The 16,351-nt window shown below is 47.8% G+C and carries 20 protein-coding genes, 1 tRNA gene, 1 other RNA gene and 1 pseudogene; 12 read left to right on the plus strand and 11 right to left on the minus strand.

Going from position 1 to position 16,351, the window contains the following annotated elements; genetic code table 11:
* Positions 1-15: 15 nt before the first annotated feature.
* The 4 genes from QXJ75_00735 to QXJ75_00750 all read right to left on the minus strand — a co-directional run bounded on the left by QXJ75_00735 (position 16) and on the right by QXJ75_00750 (position 3,616).
* The gene (locus QXJ75_00735) at positions 16-873 is read right to left on the minus strand and encodes a CorA family divalent cation transporter (GenBank protein MEM3736608.1); all 858 of its coding nucleotides are present in this window, start codon (positions 871-873) and stop codon (positions 16-18) included.
* A gap of 138 nt (positions 874-1,011) precedes the next feature.
* The gene (locus QXJ75_00740) at positions 1,012-1,365 is read right to left on the minus strand and encodes a hypothetical protein (GenBank protein MEM3736609.1); all 354 of its coding nucleotides are present in this window, start codon (positions 1,363-1,365) and stop codon (positions 1,012-1,014) included.
* Positions 1,362-2,630 (minus strand): replication factor C large subunit, encoded by a 1,269-nt coding sequence (locus tag QXJ75_00745; GenBank protein MEM3736610.1) that lies wholly within the window; start codon positions 2,628-2,630, stop codon positions 1,362-1,364. Before QXJ75_00745 ends, QXJ75_00740 begins: the two co-directional genes overlap by 4 nt.
* Positions 2,627-3,616, minus strand: a complete 990-nt coding sequence (locus tag QXJ75_00750) for a replication factor C small subunit (protein ID MEM3736611.1) — start codon at positions 3,614-3,616, stop codon at positions 2,627-2,629. The genes QXJ75_00745 and QXJ75_00750 overlap by 4 nt, the downstream gene beginning before the upstream one ends.
* Positions 3,617-3,761: 145 nt before the next feature.
* Between QXJ75_00750 and QXJ75_00755 the strand changes: the two genes are divergently transcribed.
* On the plus strand, positions 3,762-4,445 hold the full coding sequence (locus QXJ75_00755; protein MEM3736612.1) for a hypothetical protein: 684 nt from the start codon (positions 3,762-3,764) through the stop codon (positions 4,443-4,445).
* A 109-nt stretch (positions 4,446-4,554) separates the two neighbouring features.
* Positions 4,555-4,872, plus strand: a complete 318-nt coding sequence (locus QXJ75_00760; protein ID MEM3736613.1) for a hypothetical protein — start codon at positions 4,555-4,557, stop codon at positions 4,870-4,872.
* Positions 4,873-4,943: 71 nt separating this feature from the next.
* On the opposite strand, the gene QXJ75_00765 is transcribed toward QXJ75_00760, so the two are convergent.
* Positions 4,944-6,392, minus strand: a complete 1,449-nt coding sequence (locus QXJ75_00765) for a radical SAM protein (protein ID MEM3736614.1) — start codon at positions 6,390-6,392, stop codon at positions 4,944-4,946.
* Between the two features lie 221 nt (positions 6,393-6,613).
* Here QXJ75_00765 and moaC point away from each other — a divergent pair, with 221 nt between their 5' ends.
* The 5 genes and pseudogenes from moaC to QXJ75_00790 all read left to right on the plus strand — a co-directional run bounded on the left by moaC (position 6,614) and on the right by QXJ75_00790 (position 9,292).
* On the plus strand, positions 6,614-7,048 hold the full coding sequence (moaC, locus tag QXJ75_00770) for a cyclic pyranopterin monophosphate synthase MoaC (GenBank protein ID MEM3736615.1): 435 nt from the start codon (positions 6,614-6,616) through the stop codon (positions 7,046-7,048).
* Positions 7,045-7,578 carry a MogA/MoaB family molybdenum cofactor biosynthesis protein gene (locus tag QXJ75_00775; protein ID MEM3736616.1) on the plus strand — a complete coding sequence of 178 codons (534 nt, stop codon included), beginning with the start codon at positions 7,045-7,047 and terminating at the stop codon, positions 7,576-7,578. The genes moaC and QXJ75_00775 overlap by 4 nt, the downstream gene beginning before the upstream one ends.
* 29 nt (positions 7,579-7,607) lie before the next feature.
* Positions 7,608-8,387, plus strand: a pseudogene (truA, locus tag QXJ75_00780) (tRNA pseudouridine(38-40) synthase TruA).
* A 42-nt stretch (positions 8,388-8,429) separates the two neighbouring features.
* Positions 8,430-8,723: RNase P RNA component (gene rnpB / locus QXJ75_00785), an RNA gene on the plus strand.
* Positions 8,724-8,764: 41 nt separating this feature from the next.
* A complete protein-coding gene (locus QXJ75_00790) occupies positions 8,765-9,292 on the plus strand; it encodes a DUF367 family protein (GenBank protein MEM3736617.1) in 528 nt (175 codons plus the stop codon).
* Here the strand turns inward: QXJ75_00790 and QXJ75_00795 are convergent.
* On the minus strand, positions 9,289-10,836 hold the full coding sequence (locus QXJ75_00795; protein ID MEM3736618.1) for an NAD(P)H-hydrate dehydratase: 1,548 nt from the start codon (positions 10,834-10,836) through the stop codon (positions 9,289-9,291). The genes QXJ75_00790 and QXJ75_00795 overlap by 4 nt on opposite strands.
* Positions 10,837-10,894: 58 nt before the next feature.
* Between QXJ75_00795 and QXJ75_00800 the strand changes: the two genes are divergently transcribed.
* Positions 10,895-11,137 (plus strand): Lrp/AsnC ligand binding domain-containing protein, encoded by a 243-nt coding sequence (locus tag QXJ75_00800; protein MEM3736619.1) that lies wholly within the window; start codon positions 10,895-10,897, stop codon positions 11,135-11,137.
* A gap of 67 nt (positions 11,138-11,204) precedes the next feature.
* On the plus strand, positions 11,205-12,566 hold the full coding sequence (locus QXJ75_00805; protein ID MEM3736620.1) for a tRNA(Ile)(2)-agmatinylcytidine synthase: 1,362 nt from the start codon (positions 11,205-11,207) through the stop codon (positions 12,564-12,566).
* Here QXJ75_00805 and QXJ75_00810 read toward each other — a convergent pair.
* Both QXJ75_00810 and QXJ75_00815 read right to left on the minus strand, forming a co-directional pair.
* On the minus strand, positions 12,546-13,076 hold the full coding sequence (locus tag QXJ75_00810; GenBank protein MEM3736621.1) for a hypothetical protein: 531 nt from the start codon (positions 13,074-13,076) through the stop codon (positions 12,546-12,548). The two genes, QXJ75_00805 and QXJ75_00810, sit on opposite strands and share 21 nt — an antisense overlap.
* Positions 13,077-13,391, minus strand: a complete 315-nt coding sequence (locus QXJ75_00815; GenBank protein ID MEM3736622.1) for an acylphosphatase — start codon at positions 13,389-13,391, stop codon at positions 13,077-13,079.
* A 136-nt stretch (positions 13,392-13,527) separates the two neighbouring features.
* On the opposite strand from QXJ75_00815, the gene QXJ75_00820 reads away from it, so the two are divergent.
* The 3 genes from QXJ75_00820 to QXJ75_00830 all read left to right on the plus strand — a co-directional run bounded on the left by QXJ75_00820 (position 13,528) and on the right by QXJ75_00830 (position 14,739).
* Positions 13,528-13,881: a cupin domain-containing protein gene (locus QXJ75_00820; protein MEM3736623.1), complete on the plus strand. Its 354-nt coding sequence runs from the start codon at positions 13,528-13,530 to the stop codon at positions 13,879-13,881.
* A 49-nt stretch (positions 13,882-13,930) separates the two neighbouring features.
* Positions 13,931-14,022 (plus strand) — tRNA-Met (locus QXJ75_00825).
* A 198-nt stretch (positions 14,023-14,220) separates the two neighbouring features.
* A complete protein-coding gene (locus QXJ75_00830; protein ID MEM3736624.1) occupies positions 14,221-14,739 on the plus strand; it encodes a phospholipase D family protein in 519 nt (172 codons plus the stop codon).
* A gap of 47 nt (positions 14,740-14,786) precedes the next feature.
* Here the strand turns inward: QXJ75_00830 and QXJ75_00835 are convergent, their stop codons facing one another.
* The 3 genes from QXJ75_00835 to QXJ75_00845 form a co-directional block, all read right to left on the minus strand.
* Entirely contained in the window at positions 14,787-15,458 is a 672-nt protein-coding gene (locus tag QXJ75_00835) for a DUF120 domain-containing protein (protein MEM3736625.1), read from the minus strand.
* 161 nt (positions 15,459-15,619) lie between these two features.
* Positions 15,620-15,946, minus strand: coding sequence for an FUN14 domain-containing protein (locus QXJ75_00840; GenBank protein ID MEM3736626.1), 327 nt, complete (start codon positions 15,944-15,946; stop codon positions 15,620-15,622).
* 132 nt (positions 15,947-16,078) lie between these two features.
* The gene (locus QXJ75_00845) at positions 16,079-16,249 is read right to left on the minus strand and encodes a 30S ribosomal protein S17e (GenBank protein MEM3736627.1); all 171 of its coding nucleotides are present in this window, start codon (positions 16,247-16,249) and stop codon (positions 16,079-16,081) included.
* Between the last annotated feature and the right edge of the window lie 102 nt (positions 16,250-16,351).

A 16,351-nucleotide genomic window follows, 5' to 3' on the forward strand; every position in this document is an offset into this window, starting at 1 on the left:
TCTTTCCACTCAAGGCTAAAGCCATCCTATTCGTCTCAGGATGAAAATTGCCATCACGGCGATTAATGCTTGAACAACTATCACGGCTGGGTATGCCCACGGTATTCGTAACTCTGGCATATACTCAAAATTCATGCCGAAGTGGCTTGCAATTAGAGTGGGTATCATAAGGATAAGTGTTAGCGCGGTAAGCCTTTTAACAACATCGTTAAGCCTCTCAATTCTCCGATTAAGCTCTCTTGTGGTTTGCATCTCATAGTCCCATGCAATTTCTCTAAGCATACTTAATCTATGCCTACATCTATCCAGTAATCCGTTGCTTTCAGCGATCAGTATGCTGTAGTCGAAAGATAGATACCGCGTTTCAACCTCCCTTATTTGTCTCTCTTCCAACCTTAATAGGATATCATGGAAATCTTCAACTTTATCGATGAGGCGTTCGAACTCCAAAGTGAGGTCGCGGTACCGCTTTGCATCAAAATCCTCTTCAAGCCCCCTCATACAGTTTATAAGGGCTTCTAGCTTCGTCCTGTAGCTGAGTAACACTTTGTTCAATGTTAGAAAGGCAAGGACTGTGCTCTTGCCATATGGCTTGCCATAAACTCTATCGTAAGTTTTGAAGGCATCCACTGGTGGGGGGCTCTTTGTGTATAAGAAAGCCTCTCTTTCACTCAAGAATAGTATATTATTGAAATCTCCCTCGTAATCTTTGAGGAGCAAGATCAGATTCTGATCTGAGCTCTTTAGGAAGTTTACGTTTAATTTGCTCAGAGACTGAAAGTCGAAGATGAACCCTGTCTCATCTACAGCCCTCTTGAAAAGCTCAAGATCGTCGAAGATCAGAAGCCCAGCTCTATACTCTACAGCCTGCATCCTCCCACCGCGTAACGCTTCTTAAAACTTCATTTATACGCTTATCGGTCAGCATGGTCAATAAATTATTCAGGAACCCTAGGGTTTAATGGGTTCAAGAGATTTAAGACGCATTTCGCATTGTTGTGGCGTGCTAGCTTAAGTCTTGAATAATTTGATACCTTTCTCCACGTATCGCCTATAAAGGTCAGGCTTATCTAGGCAGGTGTCGCAGATACAGTTAAGGGGAATGTCTTGTGTTTTGCATTCACCATAGAAACGGCACTCACTGCATGGGAACGATCTCCCGCAAATAAAGCAGCTTTGGGCAAATGTCACCTCCTCACCTATGATCTCAGCTAAGGCAGCCTTCACGTGCTCTATGCGGTCTAGGTCGCTGATGAAGAAGGTCCTAGCCTGCCTATCGTAACCTACACCGATCCTCATCAACTCGATAAACTTCTCCTTCCCAACAAAAGGAAGCTTGAACCCATCCTTCGTTATAACCTTCAATCTCTACCCCACCTCAAATCCTTAACAGCCTGTTTAGCCTCCACACCTAGATAGCCAACCTCCTCCTCACCTAAACCCAGCCACTCAGCTATACGTGAGGCTTCATCCGGAGCTCTCTTAAAAATGAGCCTAAAGAAAGGCAGAAAACTCTCAGCAGCCTTCCGCTTAGAGAGGTGACATTTGGCACCCACATAACCGCAAATCCTCTCACGGATCTCCCGCTGGCCTCTCATTCGACTTAGCAGGATGAACTTTTGGGGCGGGAACTTGTAGGCGGCTGGCTGGTATTGGTGCCGCCTAGCCGAGGCTACACCCATAGTCATCTGTTCCAACGCATAGCCGAGGAGCCCATAGTCTTGGGTTCGTTTTATACGTCCAAAGTAAATATCAGCCCTCGAAAGTTTCTCGTAGGCATTTGCGACTTCCTCAAGATCACCATACTGGTAAGGTAGATTCTCGTGGATACTTTGGAAAAGTGTTTCATAGTCTACCTGAGAATCCAGCTGAGATCTTCTTGCCTCTTCAGGGGTATCAGCCAAAAAGATGCCCTTCAATGTCTCGAATATACTTAACTGTCTATCACGCTGTTTCTGAATCTTTAGGTCGCTAACCCTTACCTCTCCATGAGGCTCTGCCGCGGCTTGAAGGTCGTTAATCGCAGATCTAACATCGCCTTGGCTTCTCACGGCAATGAGTTGTAGAGCATCCTTTTCAGCTTTAACGCCCTCCCTAATACAGATCTCTTCAAGGAGGGCTAAGATAGCTGGGGGTCTTACCTCGTAGAACCTGATCGCTTCACAGTACTCGCGTAGCCCGCGTACGCGCGGATCATCTGGGTCGTTAGCAATTAGTACAACTGGTGCTCCCGACTCACTAATCACTTTTGTTACAGCTCCAATTCCACCCTTGTCATCCCGTCCATATATCCCATCGACCTCGTCCAGAAGAATCAGCGTTCCTCTGGAGCCGTAGAAGAACTGTTCCAGTGATGTCTCTTTTGCCGCATGCCCCGCCACCCTCAACACTGCATCCTCAGTACGAGTATCGCTGGCATTCATCTCCACCAGATCGTATGCCAACTCCTTGGCTACCACCTGAACCAACGTCGTCTTACCAACTCCCGGCGACCCGTAGAGTAGGGCAGCTTTGGCGCCAGGCTTCCAAGCTCGGAGCCATCTAAGAAACTTAACTTTTGCCTCCTCGTTGCCTACAACTTGAGCTATATTCTGAGGGCGATATTTCTCAGACCACATAACTCGACTCAAAGTTGAATTCCCGTTTTTGCGCTTAAACGTGAGAGCTGTGCAAGTAGGGCACTGAGTTGGATGTCCTCGTTGGCTCCCTCCGCAAGGCGGAAATCATACTCACCGAGGAGATCTATTAGTTGGATTTGAACTTCTGGTGTAACCTTCAAATTAGCTACTTCCCTGTGGATCTGGCGTATGATGTCTAGCCCAGACATGCCTTGAGTTGCCATTAACTCGTAGAGTAGCTTCCTAGCCTCAAGAAAGTTCCCGCCGAGCGCTGTCTTTACTATCTTCGAGACCTCTTCAGAGCTCGTTTGACCAATCACGTTTAGAACGGTTTTTTTATCAACCGTCTTGCCCAGAACAGCTGCGGCTTGAAGAGTATTGATTGAACGCCGTAGATCCCCGTCGCAGTATTCTACTATCGCGTCTATGGCGTCGGCATGGAGCTCGACCCTCTCCTTCTTAGCTATAAAACGAAGCTGCTCAACTACCGACTCTCTGCTGAGGGCGGCAAAACGAAAGATGGCACATCGACTCTGAATAGGCTCAATAATCTTGCTGGAATAGTTACAGACGAGAATGAAGCGTGAGGTGAGCGAGTTTGCCTCCATTATACGCCTTAGAGCCGTCTGCGCGTCAGCCGTCATCTGGTCGCACTCGTCAAGGATCACTATGCCAAAAGGCACATTAGCCATCGCACCAGTTATATGACGGGTGAAAGTCTTTATGCGCTCACGAACCATTTGAATCCCACGCTCATCAGAGGCGTTAAGCTCTAACGTATAATTCCGCCAACTCTCACCCAAAAGCTGTCGGGCTACGCAAAGCGCCACCGTAGTCTTCCCGTTACCCGGCGGCCCTGCGAAGAGGAGGTGAGGCATCGTGAGAGGCTTCCTCAAGAAGCCCTTAAGGCTTTCAACGATGCTCTCATGGTTAACCACCTCGGCCAAAGTTTTTGGCCTGTACTTCTCAACCCACATGACTGCTTCATCTTGACTCATAGATACCCGCAAAGGGTTAGAGGGCGTTGGGCGTTATAAGGTTAACCGCATGTGCGGTGAGGCTAGCTACTAACGGAGAAGCACTGTGAACAATAGAGCGCTACATTGAAGACTGGGTTAAATCTATTTTTTGGTGGTGTTAGGTTTGGTTTTAGCCGGAAAGATCTTTAAGGTTAGAGAGAAGATCGATCTTGATGCCGTAGCTGCAAAGCTGAAGAATTACCGTGAGGAGGAATCCTACACCGAGGGGGATAAAGAGTTTAGGTTGGTGACGGAGTTCAGAGACCTCTCGCTGCGGAGAAATGTTCTCGAGGGTCTCTATGCTCAGGATAAGATTGTTCATATTCGACACCATGGCGAGCTTGTGCCCGTGCCTAAAACTATCGAGGCGCAATTTGCCTTTACATATGAGCGAGGTCTACTCCTCCTTACAGTCCTTGAAAAGAAATGGAACGCTAACAATATCGCTAACAGGTTGAGTGAAATAATCTTCGCCACCACGGGCTACATTGTAGAGGCTAGGATACCCCAAGAGGCGCTACAGCGCTACCATGAGGGCAATCCTGACGGTACAAAGGTGATATTCTTCGATGAAGTGGACATACCAAACGTCAAGAAACTCTCCCTCTACGGTCCAAGCCTCGCCGACACCGGACTATACTCCGAATACCTTAAGCACGGGAGCATCTGGTATATTGTCATAACCTCTAAACGTTATGGGCATATTGTGGGGATAACCCGCGACGGCATTGTCACCATCTTCAACCGGCTTGACCCCTCAGGCTTCTTTAGCTATGTGGCAGAAGAGATTTACCCACTCGTCGAGTGAGTGATTCAGAAATGGTGAATATTTGATATTTAGCGGCGGAATCACGGCAACTGTAAACGTAATGTTTATTATAACTGGTGTCTGTCTTTACCTCCGTAGTGAATGTTTTATGGAAGAGCTTGAAGGGGAAACGCGGCGTAAGCTGAAGAGTTCATCCAAGTTCGTTAAGATCCCCCTCATAATTCATATGGTTATGAAACGTGAGAGTGCCTTCGCACTCCAGATTGAGCATCTTCAGGTGAAGAGAACTACCATCTGTATACCTAGGAATAGTTTCTCCCTAGAAGCTGAGGAGATTGGCGACTATATAAAAGAGATCTACCCGACGGCTAAGTCCTTCGTCATACAGTATGAGAAAAGAGGCGAGGAAACGGTTCCATTCTGCGCTCAGCTCTTCATGACGCGAAAGATAGATGAAGTCTTATAGCTCTTTAAAAGCCATTCATGGAAACTTAGGATGTCGGGGTCGCCGAGCTTAGAATCGCTAGAAACCTATGTCTATGCCTCCTCAAGGCTTCTAATGCAGCCAGGGTCTGGATACAAATAATTGCCAGCGTAGCCATAAGCCCTAGCCCTACACCCGCCACATATATACCTGTAACCGCATCTTCCACAACGCCCCACAAGTTTATCGCGGTTCCTTAAATCGTTAAGTATCGGGGAGTTCACCCAGAGGTCTTCAAAACGTTCCCTGCGCAAGTTGCCTAGGGGAATAGGCATGAAAACGCAAGGTATGAGAACCCCATCTGGGTTAAGCCCGCAGTAGACCCTCCCCGCCCCACAACCGCCAATATAGCCAGCGACCTCCGTAGTAACGTCTGGCAGGTTACCGTAGTGAGTCGTGGGTATTAGTGCAGAGTTTCTGCACTGACTGGCGAACTTTTCTTTGAGGGTTTTTGAGTGTTGAATACCAACCCGGCTGAATTGAGGAGCAGTGACGAAGATGTTTGGGCCCCCGTTTATCGTGAAGTCTACCAGCTTCTCGTAGAGGAACTTGAGAAGGTTCTCCCTCTCGGTAGGGCTTAGATCAATGTTTTTGGCATCAAAGGCTCGGCCAGTTGGAATAAAGTTGAAGCAGAGGAAGCCCTTAGCGCCAACTTCTTCGGTGAAACGGACTATTTCAGGGATTTCTGCGAGGTTAATCTTAGTGGCGGTGGTGGCTATTGTGGTGTAAAGGCCTGCCTCTACGCTGTTCCTTATACCTTGGATCGCCTTCTCCCATGCGCCGCTAACTCCCCGAAATCCATCATGGATATACGGTGTGACGCCGTCGAGACTTATCTCCACATAGTGTACAGCCTCAGACAGCTTCTGGGCAGTCTCTTTCGTTAACATCGTCCCATTCGTTGCTATTGAGACATACATGCCGAGATCCTTAGCTCTCTTAGCCACATCGTAGATGTCCCGCCTCAATAGGGGCTCTCCGCCTGAGAAGGAGATTGAGGTAACTTCAGCTTCAGCAAACTCGTTCACAATCTTCAGGGCTTCCTCTGTTGTGAGTTCATTGCTTAAACCTGAAGGCTTGGCGTCTTGGTAACAGTGCTGGCACGCCAAGTTGCATCGGTTAGTGAAATTCCACACAACAAGAAGTGGGGCTCCTGTGACGAAAGGTTTACGAGGACCAAAATATAGGATACCCTTCAGAAGCGAGACAACACCCTTACGCCAATAGCTCTTGCTTATAACATCCTTGATGCTGGAATTTCCAGGTCCCTTCCATTTTTCAGGTTTGACTGTGACTCCTGTGACAAACCTGAGGATACTTAGGGCGATTCTACACTCAAGGCATTTCTCAATCTTCATTCCTAATAACTCGTCTAGATAGGTATCGATAGGTCTCCTCCCGCATCTTTCGCACTTCTTAATGCAGTACCTTATTAGCGCCCTCACCGATCCTGTGTTGAGGGCCCTCCGCATTAGTTTGAATCCCGTGGAGAGCTCGGACACGACATCCTTCCCTACTGAGCGATTAACCCGCTATGATTTTAAAATTTTGCTAAAAAGGTTTATGTAACCTAGATGTTTGGCTTAACAAATTTAAAATGGTTTACTTATTCGGCGCGACCTTATTTTATGCGTCATGGCGGGGAAGCTTTACAGTGTTTATTTATGCGTTAGGTGAATTATTTTTTACAGGGAGGCGGCTACTGCCAGTGAGTAACATATCCATGATTGACATATCGAGTAAGCCATCCGCCGTGCGAATAGCCACAGCTTCGGGTTGCATCCACTTAAAGCCGGAGACTGTTGACCGCATAAGAAGGGGAGATGTGGAAAAGGGAGACCCGCTTGAGATGGCTAAGATCGCTGGTATCCTCGCAGTTAAGAGTACAAGTCAAACCATCCTGCTATGCCATCCCCTTCCAATCACACATGTGAAGATTGACGTTAAGATTACGGGAACGCACACGGTTAAGGTGACATCCACCGTGAAGGCTGAGGCTAAGACTGGCGTTGAGATGGAGGCACTTGTAGCTACAGCCACCGCTCTCCTTAACATCTGGGACATGGTTAAACCTTATGAGAAGAATGAAGCCGGCCAATATCCCACTACCAGAATTACAGATCTGATCGTGGAGAGGAAGGTTGTTGAAAAACCATGAGCCACACATCTTTAGAACATAAACATGAGGCGCCCCGTTCCTTAACCTTCGCTGTAGTTACTATTAGCACCTCAAAGTATGAGCGGAGTAGGAGAGGTTTCGAGGTCGATGACCTCTCAGGTGATCTGATAGTTAAATTCCTCGAAGGGGCAGGTCACAGGATATCGTCACGTTTCTTGATCCCAGACGATCCTGAGAAGATAGCAGCCACGATTGAAAAGATCATCGAGAATGAGCAAATCAACGCAATAGTCACCACCGGAGGCACCGGCATCGCTAGAAGTGATGTTACTATTGAAGTCGTCAGGAGACTACTGGAGAAGGAGCTTCAAGGCTTCGGCGAGGCTCTCAGGAGGATCAGTTACGAGAGGATAGGATCAGCTGCTATCCTCACGAGGGCTATAGCCGGCGTGAAGAGAGGCAAAGCTATCTTCTGCCTTCCAGGCTCCCCTAACGCCGTGGAAACAGCTCTCCATAACTTAATCATCCCAGAGGCCCCCCACATCGTAAAACATGCGATGGAGGCCTAACATCCACGCCTCGTTACGCTGTTAGATTTTACTATGATGGCAGAAGCTATCACGGTTTCCAGTCTCAGCGATCTGAGCGAACCGTGGCCTCGGAGATACTTAAAGCCCTTAAACAGTCGAAACTAGTTACAGATCCTAGCGCAGCTAGGTTTCAAGCTGCCTCTAGAACAGATAGAGGAGTCAGCGCCCTCGCACAGACTGTAGCCTTCAGTACCAAGGAACAGTTCTCAACGCCCCGTATCAATGCCTTCCTCCCCCTGGACATAACGGCGTGGGCTTCAGCCAAGGTTCCAGATGGCTTCAACCCGAGGAAGAGGGCGGAGAGTAGAGAATACGTTTATCTCCATTACTACCGGGGTGAAGACTTGGATGAGATGACAACAGCAGCTAAACTATTAACTGGGAGGCATGACTTCCGAAACTTCACCCTTGGTATGGCGCCCTGCCTGCGAACAATTGATGAGTTCACAGTGAATAGGGAGGGAAGCTTCATCCTCTTCCGGGTCTCGGCGAAGGGGTTCGCTCGTGGAATGGTAAGGAGGTTAGTAGCTGCCTTGATCGAGGTTGGGCAGGGTAGGAGCAATATCGAGTTGCTAGGCCAACTTTTAGACCCCGCTTACAAGCCCAAAAAAGTTACTAAACCAGCGCCAGCCGAGAACCTTATACTTTTCGACGTAAAATACAGTGGCATAAACTTTATGGTGGAAAGGAAGTCGCTCAGTAGGCTTATAAGGTGGCTGGTAGGCGGATTTACTGCTGGGAGGCTAAAGGGTCTCTGCCTAGAGAGGTTGGGCGGGAGCTATCTCTAAGTTTATTTCAAACTTGCATTTATTTATTTTTGAGGTGGTTTGGCGAGTGGGTGGGCGGCTTCCCAGCCTTAAGGCTGGAGGAAACTCCGCTCACACGGTGGACCCGCAGCGCCGCAAGGCGCAGGGCGAGAGCCCTAACCACAGCACAGAAACGATATGCCCAACGAGATATGGCTATGAGGCGTAGTAAGTCGCCTAGGACCCCGTTGGTTACAGTGCAACGGCTGTTCTGCGGGGTGCAAGGACGAATAGGCGTCTATGAGCTCCACCCGAGACGCGGGTAGTCCGCTTAGCCACATGCCGCCTAAAACAGAAAGCGGGTTACGGCCCAGACGCCAAACCACCTCAACCACGAGAGTTCGAGGTACGCTTTACTGTTGAGTAGTAAACTGTTCAGTTTTCCGGTTAAGCTTTACGTTTATGAGATGCGGCAAGATGACCCTGAAAAATGTACCTCCGCAAAGCTTCGCCGCCTACGCCTCGCCACTCCAATAACACGAATGTCAAACATTCCTAAACGTGCCGTTGTGCTCAACCCAGTCTCTAACGACATCTTCTCCCCCGCCGACCGGGATGCAGTAGCACGGTGGGGTCTCGTTGCTATCGACTGTTCCTGGGCGATGTTCAAGAAAGTCTTCTCTAGAAGGTTCCCAGGCATAAACCGAAGGCTTCCCACTCTCATCGCAGGGAACCCTGTGAATTATGGGCATAGAGCCATTTTGAGCTCTGTTGAGGCTTTAGCAGCCACCCTCTTTATCGCTGGTTTTAAGATTGAAGCTGAGAGTCTTCTCTCTATTTATAAATGGGGGGCAAGTTTCCTCTCCCTCAATCGGGAGTTGCTGGAAGAGTATAGTCGAGCACGAAGCTTTGAAGAGATATTGGCTGTTGAGTCTTCATTCTTCTAGCGGTCTTGCTTCACAGCTATGTGCTCCATTGGGTGTTCTATGACGTAGGGGATCTCTTCTATCAGATCAGTGGGCAAGATGTGGTACCCTTTCTTTCTATAGAGCAGATCGCCTGCCGCGCCATTAACAAAGGCACCAGCTACTGCAGCTTCGAAGACATCTACACCTTGAGCTAAGAAACCCCCCACCACGCCAGTCAGAACATCACCCGTGCCTCCCACGGTCATCCCTGGATTTCCAGTGAAGTTCAGTTTAACCCTGCGACCGTCAGAGATTACATCCACAGGTCCCTTAAGTAGAACAACCGCCCCAAGCATCTCCGCTGACTTTCTAACCTGCCTCGACCTTGCCTCCAGCTGTGGCAGAGGCTCTTCGCCCGTGAGAATTTTGTACTCACCAGCGTGAGGTGTGAGCACTGCGGCTGTAAATTTTGGTCTCTCCCGCATCCACCCCAACACCTTAAGACCGTCTGCATCTAGGACGAGAGGTTTGTTTGACACTTCAATCCTCCTTAGCAGAGACTCTACAGCCTGGGTTGTATCAGGGTGGAGACCTAAGCCAGGCCCAATCGCGACGGCAGTAGCTTTCTCGATGAAAGGCGCCACAACAGCCAAGCCGTCTTCAGTAAGATGATTGTCACTAAGTTTCACGGTTATCAAGTCGGGGGATATCGTTGAGATCGCGTAGGCAACCTCTCTAGGGGCAGCCACATACACCAAGTCAACTCCAGTCTGCAAGGCTGCCAGTCCAGTTATGGCTGGTGCACCCACATAAGTCTCACTCCCACCTATGACTAGCAGTCTTCCAAAATCCCCTTTATGGGCTAAGTGTGGTCTGGGCCGACGGACAAGGTATACATCGCCTGGGCCGGCATAAATCTCAGCCTCTTTGGGGATGCCAATATCCACGGTGACCAAATCCCCAACGTAACCTTCCACAGCCTTAAGGAGACCTCTCTTCGGTTTGTGGAAGGTAACAGTCAAGTTTGCTTTGACAGCCTCTCCCAGAACATCCCCAGTAGAGGCGTCGATGCCCGTGGGGATATCTACTGCCACACGGAACGCTCTTGTATTGTTTATGCTAATCACAGCCTGAAGGATTGGGGGTGTGATGTTACCTCGGGCACCAGTACCCAATAGCGCATCGACTACTATATCGGTTTGAACTTGTGTGGGTAGCATCGTTGAATCTTTCGCGATTAGTGTCTCCACGGTGGCCGTCATTCTGCGTATGGTCTCCCAGTTTCGCCTAACGTTGGGGTCTGTTATCCGCTCCTCGCAGCCGACAAGTATCACAGTAACCTTAAACCCTCTCGAAGCAAGATGCCTCGCAGCAACCATGCCGTCCCCGCCGTTTCTGCCAGTACCCGCGTAGATGGTGCATCTGCTCTCAGGCTTCAGCCTTGAAGAGATTACCTCCGCTACAGCCCTACCCGCGCACTCCATCAACTGACCCATTGAAACCCCCAAATACTCGGCGTTCTGCTCTATAGCAGCCATTTCTCTGGCACTCAAACCTTCATACACTGTTTCACCACCAGCCATAAATCAAAAAGTTTAAAGTCTAAGTGTGATATAAGCACAGTTAGACGGGGTTGTCGCTATGCCAACGGCCTTTGTGTTGATCAACTCTGAAATTGGAGCTGAAGATAAAGTTCTCCAAGAACTGAAGAAAGTGAATGGTGTCAAGGAAGCCTACATAGTTTACGGCGTGTATGATGTTCTGGCTAAGGTTGAGGCTGACAGCATGGACAAGCTGAAGGAGTGTATCAGTTGGAGCATTCGGAGACTGGACAAGGTAAGGTCTACCTTGACTATGATCGTCGTAGAGGGCGGCGTGAAATAGACCTATAAAAACCAGCCCACCCCTCGAGGTGTGGTGCCTTTCTCTATCTTGGTAGAGCCAGATTGGGATGGTGCCTCAGTTTCACATAGGTATCGATGATACAGACTCGCTTAAAGGGGGCTGCACAACATATGTTGCTGCTCTCTTGGTTGAAGAGCTTTCAAGGTATAATGTGGCATTCATCGATTACCCAAACATACTCAGACTCAACCCAAATATACCATGGAAGACTAGAGGAAATGGCGCCATTTGTCTGAGGCTCAGCCCTGACCCTGCTGAGATTGACACGATAAAAGAAGTGGTGATACATTGTGTGGAGCGGAACTCTGACTTGGCATCTGAACGAACTGACCCTGGAGTAGTGTTCTTGAAGGGTGAAGTTCCTGAAGCTTTGTTAGAGTTCTCTGCAGAGGCTGTCTGTAGAATAGTCAACTTCAAGGCGGCAAATAATATACTGAATAATCTCCCTGTTGAGGCTGTGGCGCTTAAGGGGCGTAGGGGTATCATAGGTGCTCTCGCAGCCGTTGGGGGACTATTCAGAGGCGATTGTACTTACGAGGCAATAGCTTACAGGTTGCCGGAGAATCGGGGTAAGCCGAGGATAGTTGACGTAGGATCGGTTGTTGAAATGGATAAGAGGACCAAAGGCTTAACCTTTAATAACATAGACTCCGAGACTGGAAGAATTTTAATAACCCCGAGGGGTCCAGACCCGGTGCTCCTCGGCATCAGGGGAGAGACGCCGGGGGTGGTGCGTGAGGCGCTGAGCATTGTGAAGGTGTCTGAAGAGATCGAGAGGTGGGTTATATTCAGAACCAACCACGGGACTGACAGCCACTTCAAGACCGTCTACAAGATCAATGAGATCCGTCCCTTCCTTCCGGTCGTCGTCGAGGGTTCTGTTGCAAGCTGGCCTGTCACTATTCCAGGGGGGCATGTGATCTTAACTTTGGTGGATGAAACTGGCGAGATTGATTGTGCAGCCTACGAGCCCACAGGCTCATTCACGCATGTCGTTAGAATGCTAGTTCCAGGGGATAAGGTTAGAGTGTATGGTGGGGTTAGGAAATCTAGCAAGACTAATCCTCGAACGATAAACCTCGAGAAGCTTGAAATTCTGGATGTAGCGGAGAAAGTTAGACTTGTGAATCCGTCTTGCCCTCGATGTATGAGGAGAATGAGTTCTCTAGGCGTCGATAAAGGGTTTGAGTGTAGGAGGTGCGGTCTTAAGGAGAGAAATTTGAAGAGAGTTAGAGAGGTTGAGAGGCGAAACTTGTCGCCGGGGATTTACATTCCACCACCTAGGGCGCATCGACATCTCACCAAACCCTACATGAGGTATGGGCGTGAGAAGACTGGTTCTTACCAACTTAGAACGCTCTCCCTCGCCGAGTTCTACGGTCTAGGCTCAATCGGCCTCCACAGTTGACCTACCCCGCTTCAGCATGGCCCCAGCTACCTCGTATGAGATGTCAAAGGTGATTAAGCCTACCGCACTTAGCATATTCAGAAGTCCTATTACGGCTAGAAGAACCGCTACCCCCTTCAAGAAAAACCTATACCGGAAGAGCAGTTTAACATACCTCATCCTCCATGGCCTATCATGGCCAGCCTCGTCAAGGTACGCAGCAACTGAGAGAGCTGTAAGAGCCGGCAAGACTGGAAACTCTAAACCGATAATCACCATTAATGCCACTAGAAGAGCTAATCCGGCGGCTAAGTTCCATCTGTCAACTTTGAGTGAGGCTATACAGCCTATAACGACTGCTAGGATGGCTGTTGAGGTGTAATGGTCTACATTCACCAGTAGCCAGAAGAGAGATGCGGCAGCGAACGCCGAGGCATAGCCGATAAGGCTGTTGCGTTCTTCTCCGTATTTGTCTGCCATCTTTAGGAGAATCCCCGCTAAAGCGAACTCGAGAATATGTATCAGATCCATTTACACATCAGGTGAGGCTGTCAGTCGAGAGTTGGGTATGTCGTAAACTATCTTAAACTCTTTGAATTTCCCTGTGTAATCCTCCCACTTGAGCTCGATATCTGTGACATGCGCACCTGGAGGACCCTTGCGGCAATATTGAATCACCTTGTCCACATTCTCCTTCTCCCCCTCCAAAACGACTTCAACTCTCCCATCTTCAAGGTTCCGGATCCATCCGGTGACCCCTAACCTGCGTGCCTCCTGCTTTGTATTGTGTCGGAAGAAGACGCCTTGAACCAGTCCGCTAATCCAGAGATGAGCTCTAACCTTCATAATCTCGACCGTGAATATAATGCTTCTACTCGAAATTAAAAATAGGCAGGAGCATTATATCTATACAGCGCATGTGTGAGAGTTAGAGACCTGAGAGACTGACAGCAAAACACTGACAGTTACCGCGGTGTCCATTGTGAAGATAGTTAGGCATATGGAACTGGAATGGACTAGGAGCACGGGGTACTCGAAAAAGGTTCTCTTAAGAGGTGAGGAAATTAAGTTGAAGGGAGCTATAATTCAGCTGGCTGAAGTTGACCCAGGTGAGAAGGAGAAACCTCACTACCATAAGGTGACTACTGAGATCCTCTATGTCATAGAGGGAGGAGGATACATCTCCACAGGGGACGGTACACCTAAAATCGAGGCGGGAGATCTAATACTTTTAGAGCCAGGCGACGTTCATTCCGTCGTGAATGACTCTGACAAGACACTACTAATCTTGGTTTTCAAGATAAATGCGACAGAAGGCGACAAATACTGGATATAATTGGGGGCTAATCGATAAAATTATAAGTAAAGCGTAATACTCCTATCTTAGCGGGGTGGGGTAGCCAGGCTTAACCCGCGGGGCTCATAAGCTCTCTGAGAAACCCCGAGATCTATGGTTCAAATCCATACCCCGCTACCAAATTTAGATATTCTTTTCATCTTTCCCTGCGGAATAAGCATGGATCCTCTCGCAAGTCATCCTATATAGTCGAGAAAATCTGTTACACACATTTTACGGGACTATTATTGCTTAGATATGTTGAGAGAGCATCTTTCATGCTATAATTAAAATATAAAAAAATGCCTCACTCGTAAGGATGCCTAAGAGGTTCTTAGATTGAGGAGCTATCTTGGCACTAATGTGGGGACCTATATTGAGAACCAACTTTTGGGGGCTAAAAAATACGTTAAGATCTGCAGCCCTTGGATTTCGCCCATATATGCTAGTAGACTTGTCGATCTAGCTAAGAGAGGCGTTAATGTCTGGGTAATGCTTCAAATTCGGGGTAAACCCAATTCTCAAAATGAAACTTTTGACGTTAGCAGAAAAAGTTACAACATTCTGAAAGAAAAGGGAGGTATACTAAAAAGGGTTATAGGTTTTTTAAAGAAAGAAAAAACTGAACCGATCTTAAGAATAATAGCTGTTGATTCTGAAAAATATGGGTTCGACTTGGCTCACGCTAAAATTTACGTGGTGGATGGAGAATATGCCGTTGTAGGTTCAGTAAACCTCACCGAAACAGGCTTATGGAAAAACCTTGAATACATCTTAGTTTTTGAGGGGTCGGATGCAAAAGTGATAGAAGAAGATTATGATAGGCTGTGGCGAGCTTATTATGGAGGTTTAAGATAAAAAAAGGAATACTGTTTACCCTATCGAGTATCTGGCAAACTTGCGTCTCAGAGGAAGACCTTAACCTTTACTGTTGCTCCATCAAAGAGCTTTAACTCGTCCCTAAGGTAGACTGGGGCAACTACCTCCACTACGTCAGGTCCATAATGGCTTCTCTCAATCAGTACTACGGCACCCTTACACTTTCCCTCCACCACCGCGTTAAAACATTTCAGGGAACCATATGTTCTTTTGTCGTTAGAGAAACCTTCCACGAGGATTCCCGGAGATCTCTCCAACTCTTTCTTTAAGGTTACATCAGCTAACCTCGAGAGTCTAAGGTTCAAAGTTCCTGGGTAAGGCTTGAAACCTAGCTTGGAAGTAAACTGTTTCATATAACCGTCCTTTGATACATAGTAGGCACCCTCCCCTAACCCGCTGAAGAGTTTCCCTTCAATAGAAACAACTCGCCGTCTCCTCCCACGGAGAAGAGCTCCTAGGGCTGAATAGATCTTAGTCAGTTCCTCCGCACCTTTCCTAGTAATTTCAACATGCTCACCTCGCATGTCAATTCTTCTATCGATATAGCCGCCTTCGGAAAGGCATTTCAACCATCTAGAAACTGTCTGCTGAGAACAGCCAAGATCCTCGGCTAAGGTAGTTGTAGAAGTTAGGATAGCCTCACTTAAAGCACCAAGCTCTCCAAGCCTAAGGAGGAGGAACCATAAATACGGCTTCATATCGCAGCCTCCGAACCATTTAGGCAGTCGGAAACAAGGTAGCTTCAGGGTAGGCTATAAGCGAATCTAAAACCAGAAACACCAAGTCCAAGATTAACCCTCTCAAACATTTCAGACAAGGCGGCCTAGGTCTAACATCGATTAATGGTAGCAGGTTTAGTTCAGCCAGTCTTAAGGCCTAAAGCAAGCCCTACAATGAAGCTACCAACGAAAGGAATGTTAGCTGCTAGGATGGATAGAGCGCTAAGTTCTCCCTGGAAAGTTGCCAGCCATCCCTCAGCTGCCTCTGCGAACTTCTCATATTTTATCTCAATGAAACCTATATATGCAAGATACTGGAGTGCCACAAAAAATACCCCAACTAACACTATAAAAATCTTCATTATCTTCTTTAAGGCAAAGCCTACTATGAAACCTACACTACCCCCAAATCCTAACTGAGCAATAAGAGGGTTTATGTAATCCGCATTCAATCTAACAACCACCATAGACCCCTAGGGCTAGGCATATGAAATAACCTTGAACAGAGATATCACAATTACACCAAGACCAAGTATATATTGGTTTCATGGAGGCTAAATCCTGTAACAGCTCACAGCCGCTAGTTTTTGTTTTAAAATTCAAGTTGAAGATCTCTTCAATTGCGTGATATAGCCCGCAATCTGGTTAATTATCTTCTTTGATTTAACGTCCAGCAGCTGAGCTACTGCCGCTTTGTTTGCACCGAACTCATTAGAGAACTTCCCAGGATACTTTTCAACGAGCATTTTCGCAACTCTTTTAATCCGCATCTACTCACCTCGTCTCCTAACCCGAATCTTAGCTTATACCTAAACTTCACCTCTCAATAAAATGTTAACTCACTATTCACTAATCAGCCGTCTCTATCTCGG

It is taken from the genome of Candidatus Bathyarchaeia archaeon (assembly GCA_038883335.1).
Taxonomy (GTDB): Archaea; Thermoproteota; Bathyarchaeia; order Hecatellales; family Hecatellaceae; genus JAVZMI01.